This window comes from Breznakia pachnodae (assembly GCF_030814225.1).
Lineage (GTDB): Bacteria > Bacillota_I > Bacilli_A > Erysipelotrichales > Erysipelotrichaceae > Breznakia > Breznakia pachnodae.
Window position 1 is genome coordinate 284,733 of the sequence record NZ_JAUSUR010000005.1, and the last position, 20,700, is coordinate 305,432.

General features: G+C 30.3%; 16 protein-coding genes and 1 riboswitch. Of the genes, 7 read left to right on the forward strand and 9 right to left on the reverse strand.

What is annotated here, in order from left to right; translation table 11 throughout:
• Nucleotides 1-114 precede the first annotated feature (114 nt).
• From J2S15_RS14450 to J2S15_RS14475, 6 genes are all read right to left on the reverse strand, one after another.
• Nucleotides 115-3,423, reverse strand: coding sequence for an ATP-dependent DNA helicase (locus J2S15_RS14450; protein ID WP_307409544.1), 3,309 nt, complete (start codon nucleotides 3,421-3,423; stop codon nucleotides 115-117).
• 283 nt (nucleotides 3,424-3,706) lie between these two features.
• Nucleotides 3,707-5,248: a glutamine-hydrolyzing GMP synthase gene (gene guaA, locus J2S15_RS14455; protein ID WP_307409546.1), complete on the reverse strand. Its 1,542-nt coding sequence runs from the start codon at nucleotides 5,246-5,248 to the stop codon at nucleotides 3,707-3,709.
• A 48-nt stretch (nucleotides 5,249-5,296) separates the two neighbouring features.
• Nucleotides 5,297-6,472 carry an LlaJI family restriction endonuclease gene (locus tag J2S15_RS14460; RefSeq protein WP_307409548.1) on the reverse strand — a complete coding sequence of 392 codons (1,176 nt, stop codon included), beginning with the start codon at nucleotides 6,470-6,472 and terminating at the stop codon, nucleotides 5,297-5,299.
• Nucleotides 6,462-8,222 (reverse strand): AAA family ATPase, encoded by a 1,761-nt coding sequence (locus J2S15_RS14465; RefSeq protein ID WP_307409551.1) that lies wholly within the window; start codon nucleotides 8,220-8,222, stop codon nucleotides 6,462-6,464. Before J2S15_RS14465 ends, J2S15_RS14460 begins: the two co-directional genes overlap by 11 nt.
• A gap of 62 nt (nucleotides 8,223-8,284) precedes the next feature.
• Nucleotides 8,285-9,502, reverse strand: coding sequence for a DNA cytosine methyltransferase (locus J2S15_RS14470; protein ID WP_307409553.1), 1,218 nt, complete (start codon nucleotides 9,500-9,502; stop codon nucleotides 8,285-8,287).
• Nucleotides 9,503-9,504: 2 nt separating this feature from the next.
• Nucleotides 9,505-10,581 (reverse strand): DNA cytosine methyltransferase, encoded by a 1,077-nt coding sequence (locus J2S15_RS14475; protein ID WP_307409555.1) that lies wholly within the window; start codon nucleotides 10,579-10,581, stop codon nucleotides 9,505-9,507.
• A 347-nt stretch (nucleotides 10,582-10,928) separates the two neighbouring features.
• Nucleotides 10,929-11,099: riboswitch (Lysine riboswitch) on the forward strand.
• A 67-nt stretch (nucleotides 11,100-11,166) separates the two neighbouring features.
• On the opposite strand from J2S15_RS14475, the gene J2S15_RS14480 reads away from it, so the two are divergent.
• From J2S15_RS14480 to J2S15_RS14510, 7 genes are all read left to right on the forward strand, one after another.
• Complete coding sequence (locus tag J2S15_RS14480) at nucleotides 11,167-11,988, forward strand: transporter substrate-binding domain-containing protein (protein WP_307409557.1); 822 nt, start codon at nucleotides 11,167-11,169, stop codon at nucleotides 11,986-11,988.
• Between the two features lie 9 nt (nucleotides 11,989-11,997).
• Nucleotides 11,998-12,744: an amino acid ABC transporter permease gene (locus J2S15_RS14485; protein ID WP_307409559.1), complete on the forward strand. Its 747-nt coding sequence runs from the start codon at nucleotides 11,998-12,000 to the stop codon at nucleotides 12,742-12,744.
• Nucleotide 12,745: 1 nt separating this feature from the next.
• Nucleotides 12,746-13,483 carry an amino acid ABC transporter ATP-binding protein gene (locus tag J2S15_RS14490; RefSeq protein WP_307409561.1) on the forward strand — a complete coding sequence of 246 codons (738 nt, stop codon included), beginning with the start codon at nucleotides 12,746-12,748 and terminating at the stop codon, nucleotides 13,481-13,483.
• Between the two features lie 65 nt (nucleotides 13,484-13,548).
• Nucleotides 13,549-14,001 carry a DUF1307 domain-containing protein gene (locus J2S15_RS14495; protein WP_307409562.1) on the forward strand — a complete coding sequence of 151 codons (453 nt, stop codon included), beginning with the start codon at nucleotides 13,549-13,551 and terminating at the stop codon, nucleotides 13,999-14,001.
• A 61-nt stretch (nucleotides 14,002-14,062) separates the two neighbouring features.
• The gene (locus tag J2S15_RS14500; protein WP_307409564.1) at nucleotides 14,063-15,160 is read left to right on the forward strand and encodes a metallophosphoesterase; all 1,098 of its coding nucleotides are present in this window, start codon (nucleotides 14,063-14,065) and stop codon (nucleotides 15,158-15,160) included.
• 97 nt (nucleotides 15,161-15,257) lie between these two features.
• Nucleotides 15,258-15,536 (forward strand): autorepressor SdpR family transcription factor, encoded by a 279-nt coding sequence (locus J2S15_RS14505; RefSeq protein WP_307409566.1) that lies wholly within the window; start codon nucleotides 15,258-15,260, stop codon nucleotides 15,534-15,536.
• Nucleotides 15,526-16,170: an SdpI family protein gene (locus J2S15_RS14510; protein WP_307409568.1), complete on the forward strand. Its 645-nt coding sequence runs from the start codon at nucleotides 15,526-15,528 to the stop codon at nucleotides 16,168-16,170. The genes J2S15_RS14505 and J2S15_RS14510 overlap by 11 nt, the downstream gene beginning before the upstream one ends.
• 70 nt (nucleotides 16,171-16,240) lie before the next feature.
• Here J2S15_RS14510 and J2S15_RS14515 read toward each other — a convergent pair whose 3' ends face one another.
• From J2S15_RS14515 to asnS, 3 genes are all read right to left on the reverse strand, one after another.
• Complete coding sequence (locus J2S15_RS14515; RefSeq protein ID WP_307409570.1) at nucleotides 16,241-18,109, reverse strand: AIPR family protein; 1,869 nt, start codon at nucleotides 18,107-18,109, stop codon at nucleotides 16,241-16,243.
• Nucleotides 18,106-19,209, reverse strand: a complete 1,104-nt coding sequence (locus tag J2S15_RS14520; protein ID WP_307409572.1) for an FRG domain-containing protein — start codon at nucleotides 19,207-19,209, stop codon at nucleotides 18,106-18,108. Before J2S15_RS14520 ends, J2S15_RS14515 begins: the two co-directional genes overlap by 4 nt.
• Nucleotides 19,210-19,315: 106 nt before the next feature.
• Nucleotides 19,316-20,698, reverse strand: coding sequence for an asparagine--tRNA ligase (asnS, locus tag J2S15_RS14525; protein WP_307409574.1), 1,383 nt, complete (start codon nucleotides 20,696-20,698; stop codon nucleotides 19,316-19,318).
• Between the last annotated feature and the right edge of the window lie 2 nt (nucleotides 20,699-20,700).

The window sequence follows — 20,700 nt, forward strand, 5'->3', positions numbered from 1 at the left end:
CTATTGTAGCCCATCATGTAATCACAAACGAATTGTTCAAGCGATTCTTCATTAGGGGACTGCTGCTCTTTTCGTTTTGTGTTTCTTTTGAGTTGGTTATTCAATCACTCAATACTAAAAAGATAACTTAGACTTCACAATTTCAAGACTCTTATGTTTAGATTCATCCAAAGCAAAACTTTCAACAATTTCCTTCATAGTTTCAGCACTCCAATAAATCTTTAAGTTTTTCTTCGCACGTGTAATTGCTGTATAAAATATACCATGTGTGATTTTTTCAGAGTTGCTGCTAGGAATAATTATCTTCACTGAATCATATTCTAAACCTTGAGCTTTATGGATTGAAACAGCATATGCAAGTTGAAAAGGAATAATTGATTGAATTCTAGAATTTTGTGTATCTTCCTCGACATCACTACTATCATAAGCATAAACTGTGAATCTAATTCTCGTCGAATTATCTCCAATAACATCCACAAAACCTATTCCCTCCTTTTTGCACTCTACTTCAGTTAAGATTCTGTCAATATCTATAGTAAAAGTTATACTTTTTTCTAACTTATCAATTTCTATTATCCTACCTTTCAAATTATTATATAAAAGCGTGAACCGTTTTGTACCATTGAAAAGAATTGGATCGCCAACTTTATAACTCCACTCTTGCCAGATTACTTCATTTTCTTTATTTGCATTTTGGAAATAACTATTAATATTGTTCAGACCGAATTTCCCATCATAATTCAGACAGAGAACAACTTCATCATCTTCAAATTTCTTAAATATATTCTTACCTATATCTTCAGAAAAAGATCCATCTATAACAAGTTTTTCAGTAATAAGATTATCTCTATTTCGCACCTCATTCCAAAGATTAATTAGTCCTTCTTCTTTAGTTCTCCAAGTACTTAATAATTCTACATTGGAACCTTTTGTTTTAATAATATCTTTTGCATAGTAAAACCAATTACCAAAGTCGATTGCTTCAATTTGATATATATCTCCTGCAAGAACTAAAAATGTATTAGGGTCTAATTTTTCAAGAAACGATAACATCGTTCTATTGTCAATGGTGCTACATTCATCAATAAAAACAATATCATACTGAGGTAAAGATACCTTTTTCGTAAAACTATCAAGACTTATAAAATCAGCTAATGGTCCTGGATTATTTATTCGTCTTTTAAGATTTTGTAAAGCTGTGTGAGTTTTTGTGAGAAAGAGTTTTCTACTTTCAGACATAAGATTTGAAATATAATCAATAAGTGTGGTTTTCCCTGTTCCAGCTGCACCATAAATCAAAAGAACCTTCGAATCTACAAAAACATTTCTAAGAGCTTGTTCTTTCAAATTGTCAGTGAAGCTAATACTACTTTTTTCTATATAATTTTTATTAAACGCCCGTTGTCCTTTGTTACTCTTGTACGATAAATCCAAAAGTTTATCCAATATATTAATGGTAGTTTTTTCATATGAATCTATATAAACATACCCACCCTCTTTAATTATTTGATAGCCCTGCCTAGACTCCCAGGAATCTAAACTAGAGTTATATTTACAAATTTTCTCCTCACTTGCAATTGAATTCATTTCAAAATAGATTTCACCAGTTTCCTTTATTGCATTTTTAAGTGTAATGTATGGATTTACAGTTTCAATAATGTCATTATCTGAAACGCTAATGATTTGATTTAGTATATTAGACTCCGTAGATTTTCTACCAGCCAAATTCGACAAGAATGGATTCCTCTCAAAAGGATAACATCTAGTAGAAATATAAGGCTGGCCATGTAGATGCTTTGGGTTAAAATTGTTTGGCATCACATCGTCCAATGTATCTTCTCTCAGACTCAGAAGTAGATATCTAATTATATTATGCCCTAATAACTTAGAAGTTTTTGAGTAATTTTTCTCTAGAGTTAATAACACTTCTTGAAAAAGAGAAGTATTAGTATCATTATAAATTTTTTCGATAAGTGATAGAAATTTCGTAGATTGTAAATCAATCAATTCTAGCAAATTAATACCTGTTTTAGTAAGAAAAATCATTAAAGAAGAATACTCCTTATGGTTCGAAGTAAGTTTAATAGGAGTCTGTACTATTTTTGATAATTTATTTAGACTTGTGGGATTAATGGATACAATCCAATCTGTAATTACCATTATTTTTGAATTAACTCCCCAAAGATTGATTGTAGCGTTTAAATAACATATTTTTATAGAATAATCAGATATAATATTAATTTTAGTATATGCAGTAATTCTATTATACTTGGTTGCATATCCATCAGATAGTTGTAATGTAACCTCAAAATATCTCTCTTTTCCGACGAAAAATGGAACCTTTTTTTGAACATAATATCTTGAAATACAAAGCGGTCCTGTTCTAATTCCCACGGAATTGACTGCTTCAGCAACTGTTTCAAAATACTGTTGATCAATTTTATCAAGTTCTAATGGAAACTTTTCTAAATTATCTAAAACACTGATAGAATATTTTTCATAAAGAAATTTTCTGATTCCCCAAAGAAAATCATAATACTTAAGCATTAATCGCTCTGATTGTCCATCATCCGGAATTCGATTACCAACATATTTAAGAGATTTAAAAAATACTGTGAAATTCTTGGTATCAATATTTAAAATCGCCTGCTCCCAAGCTAGTTGTATATTTACTCTATCAACACCATCTATTAATGCATCATAGACTAGAGTAGAAAGACAAAGATCATATAGTCTATTTAATATTCTCTTAGATACATTATCCCTAGTATCATTAAGTATAGTCATTCTATCAATACTTTCAGTAATCTGCTCATTACATGTCTCAATAATTTTAATAATATCAGGTTTACTATATTTTCTGTCATCTAATCGCTTTATAAATGAATGATGATTAATAATTTTATCGATTTTACAACAAAATTCCTCAATACCTTTATTAGTATTAATTATTTCTTCATTAGAAGAAAAGTCTATTGTCATACTGTTGTTTTCATAATTTATTGAATTTACAAAGTCTACTGACATATACTTCCAAAATACCCTTTCCTCACCTCTCTTGTCTGGATTAAGTACTAGAAAAAGTATACCTGGATCTAGAGTAATATTACTATATATATAAGCAGGAAATGCCAAGCTTTTCAAAGAGTATTTAACTACTCCATTATTTTCTTGATAAACATGCGTTCCTTTAATTTGAACAATAAAGTTTTGTCTTGGACGCCTTGAAATTTTAGGATTAGTAACAAACTCAAAAACGCCATCAGTATTAGGCCATTTATCGTTGTGAGAGAACGCTGCATTTATTTTACCTCCGGATCGTAAAACCGTTTGTAAATAAGTAACAGCTGATCTGTCTTCATCTGAACTTTCAGAATGTGTCTTTATGTGCTTTTCAATATTTTCTATATCTTGATTCACCATATCAATTCCCCCTTCACTTACAAAGTATAACTCTACTTAGATAATACTTGACTCAGAATACCTTTATTCTCGAACAAATATTGAAACACTACTTCAATAAAATTATATCATAAACTTTCTAAACTAATTTAAAGGTTTCTCGTATATAATCCTCTCCTAAATTATATATGTCAAAACTACTTTTCTTGACTTGCCCTAAATTTTGTTACTATCAGGAAATATTTATCCCAAAGCAAACTTTAAGCGTTTAGCAAATAAAAAAGAGCCTGTTTAGAGACTCATATTATTCCCACTCTATCGTTGAAGGAGGTTTACTTGTAATGTCATATACTACTCTATTTACATGAGCAACTTCATTTACAATTCTTACAGAAATTGCATTCAATACTTCATATGGTATTTTAGCCCAATCTGATGTCATTCCATCAATTGAAGTAACTGCTCTAACTGCAACGGTATAATCATACGTTCTTTGATCCCCCATTACACCAACTGAACGAATATCCGGTAGACAAGTAAAATATTGCCAAATATCTCTTTCCAATCCTGCTTTAGCTATTTCCTCGCGAAGAATCAAATCAGAGTCTCTTACAATTTCTAATTTTTCTTCAGTGATTTCACCAAGAACTCTAATACCTAATCCTGGGCCTGGGAATGGTTGTCTCCATACCATTGATTCAGGAAGTCCTAATTCTGTTCCTAATGCTCTAACTTCATCTTTAAATAAAGTATTTAAAGGCTCAATAAGCTGAAATTGCATATCTTCAGGTAATCCACCAACATTATGGTGTGATTTAATTGTTTGAGCAGTCTTTGTTCCTGACTCAATTACATCTGTATATAATGTGCCTTGCGCTAACCACTTAATATTCTCACCAGCGACAAGTTTCTTTACTTCTTCATCAAAAGTATAAACAAACTCATTACCTATAATCTTACGTTTTTGCTCAGGATCACTTATACCTTTTAGTTTAGATAAGAAGCGTTTGCTCGCATCAACCTTTGTAAGGTTGATGTTCATTTCTTTTCCAAACATCTCCATAACACCTTCTGCTTCACCTTTACGTAATAATCCATGATCAATAAACATACAATACAATTGATTACCAATTGCTTTATGTAGTAAAGCTGCTACTACTGAAGAATCAACTCCACCGCTAAGTGCTAATAGAACTTTATCGTTTCCCACTTGATTTCTTATCTTTTCAACTTCAATATCAATAAAATCATGCATAGACCAGTTATCTTTTGCTTCACAGACTTCAAATACAAAGTTTTTTAGTATATCGCTTCCATATTCTGAATGTCTTACTTCAGGATGAAATTGTAGTGTATATATTTTATTTTTAGGATTACTTGTAGCTGCGAATATACATGTTTCACTATAAGCATCTTTTTGATAGCCATCAGCCAATTCAGACACTTGATCCCCATGAGACATCCAAACTACTTGTTTCTTAGGTAATCCTTTAAATATCAATGAATCTGTATCTATTGTAATTTCTGTTCTTCCATATTCTTTAGAATCACATGCTTTTACTTTTCCACCATTCATATAATGTGTCATTTGCATTCCATAACAAATTCCCAATATAGGAATTCCAGAATCAAATATTGTTGGATCACACTTAAATGCATCTCCATCATAAACACTATTAGGTCCACCACTAAAGATAATCCCTTTCACGTCCCCCAATGCTCTTATTTCGCTTAATGTCATTTCATGTGAATGCAATTCACTATAAACTCCAAGTTCACGAATTCTCCGTGCAATCAGTTGGTTATATTGACTACCAAAATCTAATACAATAATTTTATCTGCCATAAGTTCTCCTCTACATATACATGTTATTAATTTCTATAAATCTTTTTTCTATAACTTTTCTTCTACTATTCTACACATTTCGTAAGTAAAAAAATTATTACCTAATTGATAGTTTGTAACTAAATACCTCAAATCAACAAAAAATCCGAATATTTTTTCGTGCGGAATTTCTCCATCTGTATTTCTCCAATCTGCCTGTGCATAGCCAAAATAAGAAAAGAGATCAACTTCATTGTTATTAGGTAAAATAAAAATATTTCTTACTTCACTAATATTAAGATTATTCATTAAAAAGTCACCATAAGTAATTTGCTTTTGAATTGATTGACTACCTGGTAAATATCTTGTATCACTATTTATACCATATTGATATAATTTTGCATCAATTAAATAAATTATATCTTTCTTTTTTAGAATTGTATCTGGCATCAATGGATTAGCTTGAACTTCTTTTTCATCTAATAAGACCCATTTCGATCTAGGTTGATATATTTTTTTATCATAAATATTCCCGAACATTACATCAACCATTCTTTCAAATACATAATAATAATTTGTTATGCCAAAAACAAAATTTGAATTTCTTAAATTATCATTATCAATATTAGATAAAATTTTTATCATATGTCCAAATCTAATTCTTTTTTCATCATCAAATGTTTTACTTCTCTCTTGCTCAAGCAAGTAAATCATTTCTTCAATACTTAGATACACATCTGTATCTAGCTTAAACATTTCTCCATACAGCCAACCTATTCTACTACAACTAATATTCACGCAGAAACTATATATTTGTGTAATAGTATTAGAAGTGAGAGACCGATACGATGTACATAGTTTAGTATAGAAAAACTGATTATTCGATATCATGGGTTGTTGTTTTAAAGTCTTCTTCCAATTAACTGTCCCATTATTGTAATCATTTTTTCTCTCTATACTAAAATATAAACCATTTGATAAGAAATCTGACAGAATCCAAATAAAGGACTCTATGGGCCACACTTCTCCAATATTGCTAGAATTACTGATATTTCCAGGTACTTGTGTTTTTGCTAAGTTGATAGACTTTAGAAAGTTTATTAACCCCTCTTTGTCATTTTGTAGTGGATTTTCTTTCAATCTATAAAGCCATGGAACATAAACATCAATTGATTTTTTCTTGATTCTTAATCCAACAAAATTATTTGATTCCTTTACTCTTATAATATTAACTTCAGTTATCATCGTCTTGTTTATCAATATCTTTAAATGATATATTCAATACGTCTAATTGGTATTCATCGAGTAAAGATATCAGTTTTTCAAAACTTTCTGGTTTTAATACATCATCATTTGGTGATTTGAACCAATAGTCTTTCGCGAATTTTGCCACATCAGACCATAGGTATTCAAAAACTTTATAACAGAAATTATAAAACTTTTCTTGTAATTCTTTTTCCCCATACGTTTCTGTTGGATCAATCAAATATTCATCATCTATAAAAAAAGCCCCAATTTGTTTATCTTCTTTACTAATCTCCATTGAATCGCGTTTGCTTATAATATGATAATTAATATGGTCAGCAAATACTCTCCATGTGATTTTACTTTCTTTAATTGGTATAAAGAAATCTGAAAAATCACATTCTTCCCAATTACTATTAACCTTTTCCATTTTCCATCGTCTCTTAAAAGCAGTATCTAATGGAAATACGTTTTGATCATTTGTATTCATTGTTGCCAATATTGTTAAATTTGAAGGAATATATATTTTACCATCTACATATTTCACATTATTTTTTTTGAAGTAATTCTCTATAAAACTATTTAATATAGGATATTCACTACTTCCTTTTCCATACAAACTCTTGCTATCATCCTTTGCTCTATCTAATAATTGAAACAAATCTCCAAAAATTGCTGCTGCATTACCACGATTAATTTCTTCAATTACTAAGTAAATATGCTCATTTGATTCCGCCAGTTCATAAGCTTTTTTTAAAGCAAGTGTAAATGGTCCTGGAGTATAATCATACTTAACAACTCCATTTTGATCAATTGTAGGCATTACTTGCCCAACAAAATCACTATTACAATAATCTAGATAAAATGTTGTTCTAAAGATTTTATCTTCATCAACTCCGCCTAAAACCACATTGTTGACATAATAACTTTTCCCACAGCCTGGAATACCATAATAAATTTTGTTATATCCGATATTATTATCATTAACTGTATTATATGTTTTTTTCTTTTCAACTGAAATTCCGAGCAAATCCTCAGTCAAATATTTCGTATATTTTTCTTCTGTGCCCAATTCAACTTTCGCCAAGTCATATCCACCTTCTCCAATATAACGAATAGGTATTTCACTTAATAAATTATTGATTGTTTTGGGATAACAATATACTAATTTTTTTTCTTTTTCATCATAATTGAAGAATCTAGTATTCTTAAGTAAATCATTTAACGCATTTAATGATTCTGAGTTAGTAGATATCTTCTTGTTTTCGAAAAATTTTTTTAAATCATTAGTATTAAAGGATTTCTCTTTTTGATCTCTCAAACCTTCTAATATTACCTTTAGTGGACTTACGTTCTCAGAATTAACTGGCTGAAAATAATTGAACATAACTACAGTAAGATAGTCCCTAATTGTTATATTGTTTTTTGCAACTTTTTCAGCTAGGTCACTTAATTCTAATTTAGAGTTCTTCCATATTCCCATTTCTAGCCCCAATGTATATTGACTTTGAAAAGCTGAGATAGATGTATCATAGCTTCCAACACCATTATCATAGCCACGAACATTATCTCTAAAAAGTCCATATCCATGCTTCACTCTGTCAGCAATTTCTTGCTTTCTTTCATCTCTTCCAAGGCCTGAAGGAGTATGATAAGTTGCCATTATAAAAGCAAGAAGTGAATTTCCTTTTTGTGATCTAATTAATGCATCAAAATACAGTTTTCCATGATTTTTTGTTAGTGTACTCATCTAGTATCATCATTCCTTTCCAGTTTTTGATATATAGTATACTTTAACATATATTAATTTAATTAAAAAAGTTTTTTTTGCACAAAGTCATATAATGCAAATGACAATTTTTTAGCAAACAATGGAGGGACCGCATTTCCTATCATTTTATATGCAGCTCCCATTGAACATGGGAATAGAAAATCATCAGGAAATGTTTGTATCCTTGCTGCTTCTCTTACAGTAATCGTTCTTGCTTGCTTGCTATCATAATGTATAAATCTAAATCCATCTTTATAAAGATGAGCTAATATTGTAGTACTTGGTTTGTCTTTTCTCAATACATGATATTTATGAACTGATGTATCTCTACCAGTCGTCTTTTTATATAATTTGATTAATTCATCTGTTGTAGAATATTTATAAGCTTTGGATTCAATATCTTTAGCAAGTGTATAAAACAAATTAACATCTCTTTCGTTATTATATCTAGGAACTTGCCAACTAATTTCTGATTCCTCCACTGCCTCATGCGATATATTTTTACCATTCATTTTATATGGTTTTGCAACAGGTAATAATTTAGGTAAATCGCCTATCGCTTCTTCCAAAGTAACAACTCTTTTTTCTTTATGTTTGAAAAGAAAGTCATTATAAAAAGCTTTTAATAATTCTTGTCCATTTTTTCTTTTTGGAATACCAACTAAAATTACTCGTTTTCTAGTTTGTGGAATCCCGTATTCACTCATATCTACTAATGCATACTCCTTAATATCATCAATTATTTCATATCCTATTTCATCTAAATCACGTTTGATAAGATCTGTGATTAAAGTTCCATCAGGCATCGCTGAAAGCATTCCGGGTACATTCTCAAATATAAATGCTTTTGGTTTATATCTATTAATAACAGATATGTAGTGTTCAAACAAATAGTTTCTATAGTCATTTATCATTCTATTAGCATTTCTTCCTGCAACAGAATAAGCTTGACAAGGTGGTCCTCCAATAATTATATCTGTACCAAACTTATAAACTAATGAATCAAGGCCTTCATGTTCTCCATACATCCCATCATTAAATCCATTAAACAATTCGTCTTCTCTTTGAATATCAAATCTAATAACATGTGAATCTATATTAGAAATATTCCATCTCTCTTTTAGCCTCTTTCTTGAAACTAATACTGGATCTTTTTCCCATTCCACTGATGCAATAGGTGTGTATAAGTTTGATTGTAAAAATCCTTCAAGCAAACCACCACATCCTGCAAATAAATCAATAATTTTCAATTTCTCCATTTTTATGTTCCTTTCTTAAGCAACGATAGTATAGATTCTGCTAATGCTTTTCCTAAAAGTGGTGGAACTGCATTGCCGACTTGTTTATATTGATCAGCTTTATTTCCTAAAAAAATAAAATCATCAGGAAAACTTTGTAGTCTCGCACTTTCTCTAACTGTTGGAATTCTATTTAATTTATAATGAAAATGTGTTCTATGACCTGTATCAATAGTTCTTGAAGGTCTTTTACTATGATATCGTGTCAATGATTCATGATAAGTATATTCAGCCCTATATTTTTCAGGAAGAGCTTTATAATTTTTACCTTCTGGAACCATTGATATCATTTTTTTTGTTTTCTCAGTATGGATAGTCCCTATATGATTATGTATCTCTTTAGATTTTTTTCTCATTTTTTTCTGATAATCACTTAATGGTTTCGTTGGATAGTCTTGAATAATATCCCCTTTGATATCAATTAATGGAGGGAGATCCGAAATTGCATCCTCACAAGATATAAATTTCGACTCATCATCTATTAATGGTTGAGGAAATTCAAATTCTGGTAATCCATTTTTTACAGCAACAAAAAAAACTCTCTTTCTTATTTGTGGAACTCCATAGTTTGGAGCATATAGAACTTTCTTTTTAACACTATATCCAAGAGAACTAAAATCATCTACTATTTTGTTTGCTACTTTTCCATCATATAACTTAATCAATCCTGGAACATTTTCTAATAGAATAACCTTGGGTTTTAATTGTTTAGCTGTCTCAACCATAGCAGTATATAATTTATTTCGCTCATCACTCTCTACTCTATTTCCAGCTAGAGAAAAACCTTGACATGGAGGTCCTCCAATTAAAACATCTAAATCATCTATTTTTTTACTTGCAAGCTTGTCTCGTATTTTACTTATATTGTCCAAGTCAAACAAATCTAATTTAAAAGCTTCTGCTCCTCCATGATTTGCCTCAAAGGTTTCTAATGCTTTATCGTTAAAATCAACACCTAAAACAATATCAAACCCTGCATCCATAAAACCTCTGGATAAACCACCAGCACCACAAAATAAATCTACTACTTTATAACTCATTATCCACCTCTAATTTAAATGATTCTCATTTTACTTTAACTATCTAAAATTTTATCATTTTTATACTTTGTTTTGAATACATATTTTATCATAAAATATGCTTAAAAGAAATCACTCAATTAACAATTGCTTTGATTCAATTATTTCTTTAGCAAGAAAACAAATACCATATTTTGAAGTTGCTTTTTATACTATTATTATCATTAAAATATTAAATCAATATTTTCTTAGCCATCTTAGATTAAATATTTAATATATAGTAAAGAAATCATAGAATATATAGAAGTAATTTTCATTCAAACCTATTGCACTATTGAAATATACTGCTATAATCTATTTATACAATTTATATTGATAGAGGTTGCGAGCAATTAAGAAGCAATGTAGAGAAGGCATTCATTTGATACATTGTCTAGGGGCTGTTCGCCGAATGATAAATATAGGCATATATTTGTCATGGGGATATAGAGAATATCTATATCACTGTTTACAGTTATTGTAAAAGCGCTATCCCAAAACTAGACAATGATGTCGGTGAGGTGTGCTTGCCGACTTTTTTATTTTAATGGGAGAAGGAGAAAAATGATGAAAAAATTTAGCGTATTATTATTGGCAGGTGTATTATTTGCAAGTGGTTGTGGTGGAAGTAGTGATGACACAAGCGATGATAAAGATACATTTGTTGTTGGAATGGAATGTAACTATGCTCCATTCAACTGGCAGACAAGTAGTGAAACAGATACAAGTGTTTCATTAGGTGGTGCTGGGTACTGTGATGGTTATGATGTAATGATTGCTCAAGAAATCGCAGATGAATTAGATATGGATTTAGAAATCAAGAAATTATCTTGGGATGGTTTACAACCTGCTCTGGACTCTGGCGAAATTGATGCAATCATCGCTGGTATGACTGCAAATGATGACAGAGAAAATGGTATTGACTTTACAACTCCATATTATGAAAGTGAAATGGTTATGATTGTACGTAAAGGTGATGAAACTGAGAGCTATACAGATATCCAACAATTTAGTGGTAAAACAGTAATTGGTCAAAAGAGTACAAACTACGATACAATTATTGAACAAATCGATGGAGTAACGCATGCAACACCAAAAGCAACGTATCCAGAAATGATTGTTGCACTACAAAATGGTGATGTTGATGGAATTACTGCAGAATTACCTGTTGCTTTAGGAGCAGTGGAAGCAAATCCTGATTTAACTGTTATTCACTTTGATGAAGGTAAAGGATTTGAGATCGATACAAGTGTATCAATTGGTTTAAAAGAAGGTAGTCGTGATGGAGACTTCTTTAATAAAGTGCAAGCAGCATTAGATAAAATTAGTGAAGACAAACGTAATGAACTAATGGAAACTGCTAGAGAAAACCAACCAAAACAAGAATAGTGAGGACTTATGGAAGTATTTATATTAGCAGCACAGAAATCATTCTTTGAAAAAGTAACTTGGATTTTTGAAAACAACTGGCCATTATTCTGGTATGGTATTAAGATTACGATACTACTGGCTGTTGTTGGTACGGTTGCTGGATTAATCATTGGACTTTTAATGGGTACTGCTCGTACCTTTGAAGTAAATGATAACGATAAAGCAATTACCAAGATTTTCAAGAAGATTATGCATGCATTTGTTAGCATCTATGTATGGTTCTTTAGAGGAACACCAATGATGGTTCAGGCCATGTTGATTTACTATGGATTGAAAGGGCTCTTACAGTGGGATGCACTGACTGCAGGGTTAGTTATTATTTCAATTAATACAGGTGCTTATATGACAGAAATTATTCGTTCCGGTATCCAATCTGTTGATAACGGACAACGTGAAGGTGCCAGAAGTATTGGTATGAACAATGCTCAAACGATGATGTATGTAATCTTGCCTCAGGCAATTAAGAATTCATTTCCTTCAATTGGAAACCAATTAATTGTAAACATTAAAGATAGTAGTATGCTGAATGTAATCAGTGTAATTGATTTGTATTTTCAGACAACATCATCCGCTGGTTCAACAATGCAGTATACGGAAAACTTCTTTATTGCGACAATTATTTATCTGTTAATGACAAGTGTGGCTACAATCATCTTAAGTCTGATTGAAAAACACATGAATAAAGTACCTGATACAGTGGAAAGAGAGATTTAATATGGCAGATACAATTATTGATATTCAACATTTAAAGAAAAACTTTGGAAACTTACATGTTCTTAAAGATATCAATTTCCACATTGATAAAGGTGAAGTAGTAACGATTATTGGTTCCAGTGGTAGTGGTAAGAGTACCCTACTACGTTGTATTAATTTATTAGAAAAACCAACAGGTGGAGAAATTCTCTATCATGGAAAAGATATCTGTAAGAATGAAATAGATGTAAATCAACTTCGTTCGAAAGTTGGAATGGTATTTCAAAGCTTTAATCTTTTCAATAACAAGACAGTATTAGAAAACTGTATGATTGGTCAAATCAAAGTATTGAAGAGAAGTAAAGAAGAAGCAAAAGAGAAAGCACTCTATTACCTCGATAAAGTAGGTATGAAGGAGTTTGCCAGTGCAGGTAGTGTCCAACTTTCAGGTGGACAGAAACAGCGTGTAGCAATCGCCAGAGCGCTTTGTATGGATCCCGAAGTATTATTATTTGATGAACCAACCAGTGCATTAGATCCAGAGATGGTTGGTGATGTACTTCAAATCATGAAGGATTTAGCAATTGAAGGATTAACGATGGCTATCGTTACTCATGAGATGCAATTCGCAAGAGATGTATCAAATCGTATTATCTTCATGGATCAGGGAGTAATAGTTGAAGAAGGCTCTCCTGAAGAAGTAATTACAAATCCTAAACATGAAAGAACACAAACATTCTTAAAACGATTTCATAAATAAGGGCTATATTTAGCCTTTTATTTTTGTTACAATAGATTAGTATTAAATATGGAGGGCATTTATAAATGAAAAAATTAATCGCTTTTATGGCTATCGTATTCTTTGTAACTGCATGTGGCAGTAGCAATGATACAACTACGTGTACTAATAAAGATTCAGGCTCTGACTATGAAGCTAAAATTGAATCTAAGGATGATGAAGTACTTAAAATTACTGAAAACTTATCATTCTCATTTGAAACAATGGGACTTGATAAAGATACAGCGAAATCTTATGTAGACTATTGGAAAAGTTCATACGAAAGTATTGATGGTGTAACATTCACATCAAAGATCAATAATGATGATGAAAACATTTCAGTAGAGTTAATAATAGATTTTGAAAAAGCAGACATGGATACTTTAATTTCTAATAGTCTTATTAGTGAACAACTATTAGCTGAAAAAGATGGAAAACAATATCCTAGTTTAAAAACATTAGTTGAAAGCAATGACGCAAATGGACAGACTTGTAAGTAATGCAAGTCTTTTTTAATACAAACTTTACGGTTGGTGGTATGATATAGAAAAGGAGTTATCAATGATTATTTTTAAACTGTTTTCCCTTCTTGTACTTTTAGTTATTACATTTTATACTACTGTACGCTATACTCATATTCTTACTCAAACCAGAAGAAATAAAATTATCGTATATAGTTTCATCTTTGGATTTCAGATTCTGTTTATCTTACGTTTCTTTTCTGATTATACATTTCAAAGTAACTTAATGAAAACTTTGATTCTATTTGGAACCAGCGTCTTCTTTTTCTTTGTGTATTTATCATTTCTATTTTTTATCACAATCGATATCATTTCTTTTATTAAAAAGAAACGAAATAAAGAGATGCGTATTATTCGTAGAAGGATTGCAGCAGGTTGCATGGTCTTATCAATCATCCTAGGAGTTTATACAAACATGCATGCGAAACAAATTGGTATTACTACATACACTTACCATGTAGATAAGAAAAGTAGCTTAGACGAGCTTAATATCGCTTATATTAGTGATATTCATTTAGGAACTTCTGTAAATGAAGATGAACTGAAGAAAATCGTTGAAAAGACAAACGATATGAAACCCGATGTTATCTTACTTGGTGGAGATATCTTTGATGAGAATACAACGGATGATGACTTAGAGATGTCAATTCCCTACCTTAGCAAACTAAAGTCTACATATGGAGTTTATTACATTTATGGTAACCATGAGTTTTATAGTGATACACAAAACCGATATGAAGATGTATTAAATAAAGCAGATATTACTATCTTAAATGATGAATCAGCACTGATTGATAATATCGCAATCATTGGACGTCTAGATGTAAGAAGAAACAGTAATCGTGAATCAATGGATGAATTAGCTAAAGAGTATAATGATGACAATATCATTATTGTGTTGGATCATCAACCAATCGTTGATGATAGTGAAGGTATTGATTTACAGTTATCTGGGCACACCCATAACGGACAAATCTTTCCGATGAACTTACTTGTTCCAGTACAGTACTCACATAACTATGGATTCTATGAACGTCCATATCCTATGGTAGTATCCTCTGGTGCTGGTACGTGGGGAATCCCTTCCCGACTATTCACTGATAGTGAGATTGTAAATATAACACTTACATTCAATTAGACCTATTTAGATAAATTTCTAAATAGGTCTTGTTTTTCTTTTTCAGTGGGTATATAATCTATTTAGATAATTATCTAAATAGATTGGAGGTATGAGTATGGGGTTTCCCGAAACATTTAAAGCTTTGGCTGACCCAGTCAGACGAGATATCCTTACGTATTTAAAAGATGGTGAAAAAATGGCTGGAGATATTGCGAAACAGTTTAATCTAACAAATGCAACGATTTCCTATCACCTATCTATTTTAAAGAAAGCAAATCTGGTATATGAAAATAAACAAAAAAACTTTATCTACTACCAGGTCAATATATCCGTATTTGAAGAAATATCATTATGGATTTCTCAATTCAGAGGAGGAGAAAGTGATGAAAAATAAAAAATATATTATTCCATGTATTGCATGTTTATTTCCAATTGTTGTTGGATTATACTTATACAATGATTTACCAAGTAAACTGGCAATTCACTGGGACTCTGCAGGTAATGTAGATAATTTAATTGATAAGAATCTAGTGATCTTTGTACTTCCACTATTTATGGCTGGATTACTGTTATTCCTTAATAGTGCATTATCAAAACCTAAAGCTGCAGGAGCTCGCTCTAGTACACTATATAATCTTCTTATTAATTGGTTACTTCCAATTCTAAGTAATGTCTTTATGTACATCTCTTATATGAATGCGATGGGATATGATATGAATATGTCAATTCTTATTGTAATCATTGGTATCTTATTTATTATCATTGGTAATTACTTACCTAAAGTAAGACAAAATAGATTATTAGGTATTAAAACTCCATGGGCATTAGAAGATGAAATGGTTTGGAATAAAACACACCATCTTGGTGGATACTTATTCTTATTAACAGGAGCTATATACTTAGTGTGTGCAGTATTATCATTTAGTGGATATAAGAGTTATATGATTTATATTCCATTAGTCTCAACGATTTTATTAATTACAATTTTAGTTTTATACTCTTATATAATAAAAAGAAGTATTCACTAAGAGTAAACACTTCTTTTTATCATTATGCTTCATACACTAAATAAGATTTTATATATTGAAATATAACTTTTTATTCCTTAGGAGGTAATTCAGTTTTTAATAGTTCATCAAACTTTTTTATATTTCCTTTGAAATCATTACTACTCAACATATACCCCTCCTCTAATAAAGAATTATATGTTTTGGCAATGTTTAAAATTACCATTTCATCCAGATTATCATTTATCCACTTAATATCTACATTAAAATCATCAAACTTTTTATTTTTTTCTAATTTAGGATTATTTAATCTATTTATGATATAAGAGAGAAACATTAGTTTTCCATTTGCAATAATTGTAAATAAATTTTTATCATTGCTTACCTCATCTAATTGTTTGGCTTTTTTTATAATTCCATCTAGTTTAGAGTATAATTCAAAAGCAAAATATAATGGTTTGTAGTTCTCATCATAAATTTTTCTATAAACTTTTGCTGAATTCAAATTATCTTTATCAATCACGAATAATTCCTTATTATCAAATAATTTTATGCCTGTTTCAGGATCCTCCTTAATTTCTAGTAACGCTTTTGTAGATTTAGACCTAGCATCTCCTGGGTTTTTTTCTAAATATGCAGTACATAATCTAGCAAAAATTGGCAATGAAATCACTTTACTTTCTTCAAGGAACTCCTTTTCTCCTTTCTTCCCAATTATAACTGTTTTATACTTCATTAAAGCACTTGTTGAATTAAATAGTACTACAAATGGATTCAAATAATTAATATCTTCTTCCTTAATAGGTTTCTGTCTATTTAATGCAATGGTAGTATTATCAATAAATTTTTTCACATGATCATCTTTAAAAGAACTTACATTCTCTCCATCTATCGTTAAAACTTTTAGTAGTACAAACGCATCTTTCTCAGCGGCCTTTATTTTGTCACTATTATTTTTAAAAAAGAAATTTGATGCCGCAGTAATAGTTTGTGCACCATTAACTACCGAAATATTATTATTTTTAAAAGTCACTTCTATACTATCGTATTGATTTGAACAATTTAAGTTTTCCTTATCAACAAACATAGAAATTCCATTATTAAAAAAAGCAAAGTTTTTAGGGTCTTCTTCTAATGTTTTAATAATTTCAGAGTCCACTGATAAGATATCCTTAACTCCATATCTGATATTGAAAGAAAAAAGATTACTTCCTATATTATTATATAATTCGACAATATCTTTTAGTTTAGCATAATAAACACGAGAAATAACTGTTATATTCTTTTTTCTTTTTTGATCTATTGATATTTTTTTTGAGAATTCCAATGCTCTGATTCTATCAATTATTTCTATTTTATACGATCCATCCAAAGAAACATTAAATTGTTGAATACTGTAACTAATATTTTTTTGAACAATAGTATTCCCCATTTCTCTTTTATTTAGTTTTTTATTAAAACTATCCTTGAATTTTTTTACTATTCTATTTTTATAAAGAGAGTTATTTTCTAAGGCAATAGTTTCTTTTACTGTAGGCACTAAAAACACTGTTTTTATTTCAAACTCTCTATTTTCAATATTACCTTTAAAATTATCTATATCCGGATATTCTCCATTTGTTTGATTAGTGTCTAAGTAATTAAAGAGATTCTCTATTTGTTCATCAAATTCCATCATTAATTCTTTTTCTGTATTTATTACTTTTTCATCAACCTCATCATCTTTACTTGATTCTTCTATATCTTTTATACTTTTTTTAGGCGACTCATATTCATCTAGATAAAAAAATAATATATATTTTCTTTCTAGACTATTTGGTGATAAAATTATAGAATTAATTGCCTTTGTATCACTATCAACTATAATTTTATTAATGTCATTACTATCATATTCACAATCTTCTAAAATAAGTATATCTTCTATTATTTTTTTTATATTATTTAAATATTTTTTCCTCATCCCCTTTTTCCTTTCTTATTATTTACTAATTTCTTTATTAAATCTTCAAATTCACCAATATAATAGTTTATATGGCATCCATGAATTTCTTTTCCATAAATCATACTTAAGTTCTTTAAATAACGATATAATTCTTCAACCAATTCCTCATACAATTTTCTTTCTAAATTTTCTTTTATTAGTGTATTTTTTATTTGATCTATAAACAATACTATTGTTTCCTCAAAATCTATAATATTTTCAAATGTGTTTTTTTTGCTATACTCAGCATTTTCTATATATTTGCTTAACCTATCCTTCATGATATCCAAAGTATTTTTTATTTCTACTAACTCACTGAACTTTCTGTTATCTATCAAGATACTCTTTGTATTTATTGAATTTACCAAATTATTAATTTCTGGATAAACAAACCCATTGTCATAACCAAACATCTTAAACAATTCTTCTCGTATTTTAACTTTATATTTATGATTTATTATAATCTTTTCATATTCAAGCTTAGATAATTTACTCGCAACTAGCCCTTGAAACAAAATCATTCCACCTTGCTGAGCAACTATTCTTTTATTTAATGCCGAAAAGTCAATTAATTTGTGATTATTATGAAATATTGGATGATGTATCCATCCATCTTTATTAGATATTAACGAATCATAATTACATTTAGCACCTTCACTTGATGCAGAAAACATTCTGTTAACTTTTATAATAAATACAACCCCATCTTTTTTATCACTAGAATCTACAGGTTTTGTGTAGTGAGGTGTTGTAGCAAAGAGCAAAGCAATCAAACTATTATAACTTATATCTAGAAGTCGACTAGGAAAGCCCCCATGCTGTGAATCAATGGCAACCTCTATATAACTTTTACCCTTACTTAATCTATTGGCAATTACTTCATCTAATACATTTTTTTCATAATATTCATTTTTTAAATAATTATCATTTCTAAATAAATTCGGTACACATGGTGTACTGTATTCTTCAGGTTCACCTCGATAAACAATCTGATCACAATCAAGATTTTCTTCATCAAGTATTTGTTTTATCTTTTCAAGAAAGTTTGCGACCGACTCTACTTTTTCACCATTTTCCATATATTTTACCCTCCATATAATTATTATATTGCAAAATAATTAAAAGATCTACAAAATTAAAAACCCTTACTATTTTGAATCAACCTAGTAAGGGTTATAATTTTTATTAAAAATGTAAATTTCTTGGTGTTCTTGCATATGGTTGTACATCACGAATGTTTTGCATTCCTGTTAAGTACATCAAGAATCGATCAAATCCAAGACCGAATCCTGCGTGTTTACAGCCTCCGTAACGACGAAGATCCATATACCACTGCAATCCTTCCTCTTCTACTCCCATTTCATCCATACGCGCTTTAAGGACGTCATAACGTTCTTCACGTTGTGATCCTCCAACTAATTCTCCAACACTAGGAACTAACAGGTCTGTAGCAGCAACTGTTTTTCCATCGTCGTTGATACGCATATAGAATGCTTTGATATCTTTTGGATAGTCCGTTAAGAATACAGGACCATCAATTACTTTCTCACAAATATAACGTTCATGTTCACTTTGAAGGTCGGTTCCCCATTCTACTGGGTATTCAAACTCCACATCTGCATTTTGCAGGTGTTCAACAGCTTCTGTATACGTCATACGTTTGAAGTCTGAATCACGAACTTTCGTAATTCTTTCAATTGCTGTCTTGTCAATCATTGTATTAAAGAAGTTCATTTCTTCTGAAGCATTTTCTAATACATAATCAATACAGAATTTTACCATATCTTCAATTAAGTCCATATCATCATCCAAATCCGCAAATGCAATCTCAGGTTCAATCATCCAGAATTCACTGGCATGTCTTGAAGTGTTTGAGTTTTCCGCACGGAAGGTTGGACCAAATGTATAAACATCTCTAAATGCCAAAGCAAATGCTTCTACATGTAACTGTCCTGAAACAGTTAATGCAGCATGTTTACCAAAGAAATCTTTATCGTAGTCTGCATCTTCTCTCGTTGTTACTGTAAATGTTTCCCCAGCACCTTCTGCATCGTTTCCAGTAATGATTGGTGTATGCACATACACAAATCCTTGGTTTTGGAAGAACTCATGGATTGCCATTGACAATACTGAGCGCAGACGGAAGATTGCATAGAACGTATTAGCTCTAGGTCTTAAGTGTGCAATTTCACGCATGTATTCAAATGAGTGACGTTTCTTTTGTAGTGGATATGAAGAATCACAATCCCCTACAAGTTTACTTTCTGTCACTTCAATTTCATATGGTTGTTTTCCATCAGGAGTTGCTTTTAATTTACCAGTTACACTGATTGCACTTCCTGTAGAGTATTTACTTACTTCTTCAAAGTTACTTAGATCACTTTTATATACTAACTGACAATTACGAAAATATGTTCCATCATTTAATTCGATAAAACCTAATTTTCCATTACTGCGGTTTGTACGAATCCATCCTTCTAACTGAACATACTCAAGGCTGTCAATTTCCATATCTGAGCCTGTAAGCATCATTTCATACAATTCCCTTACTGTCATATATTCAAACATAT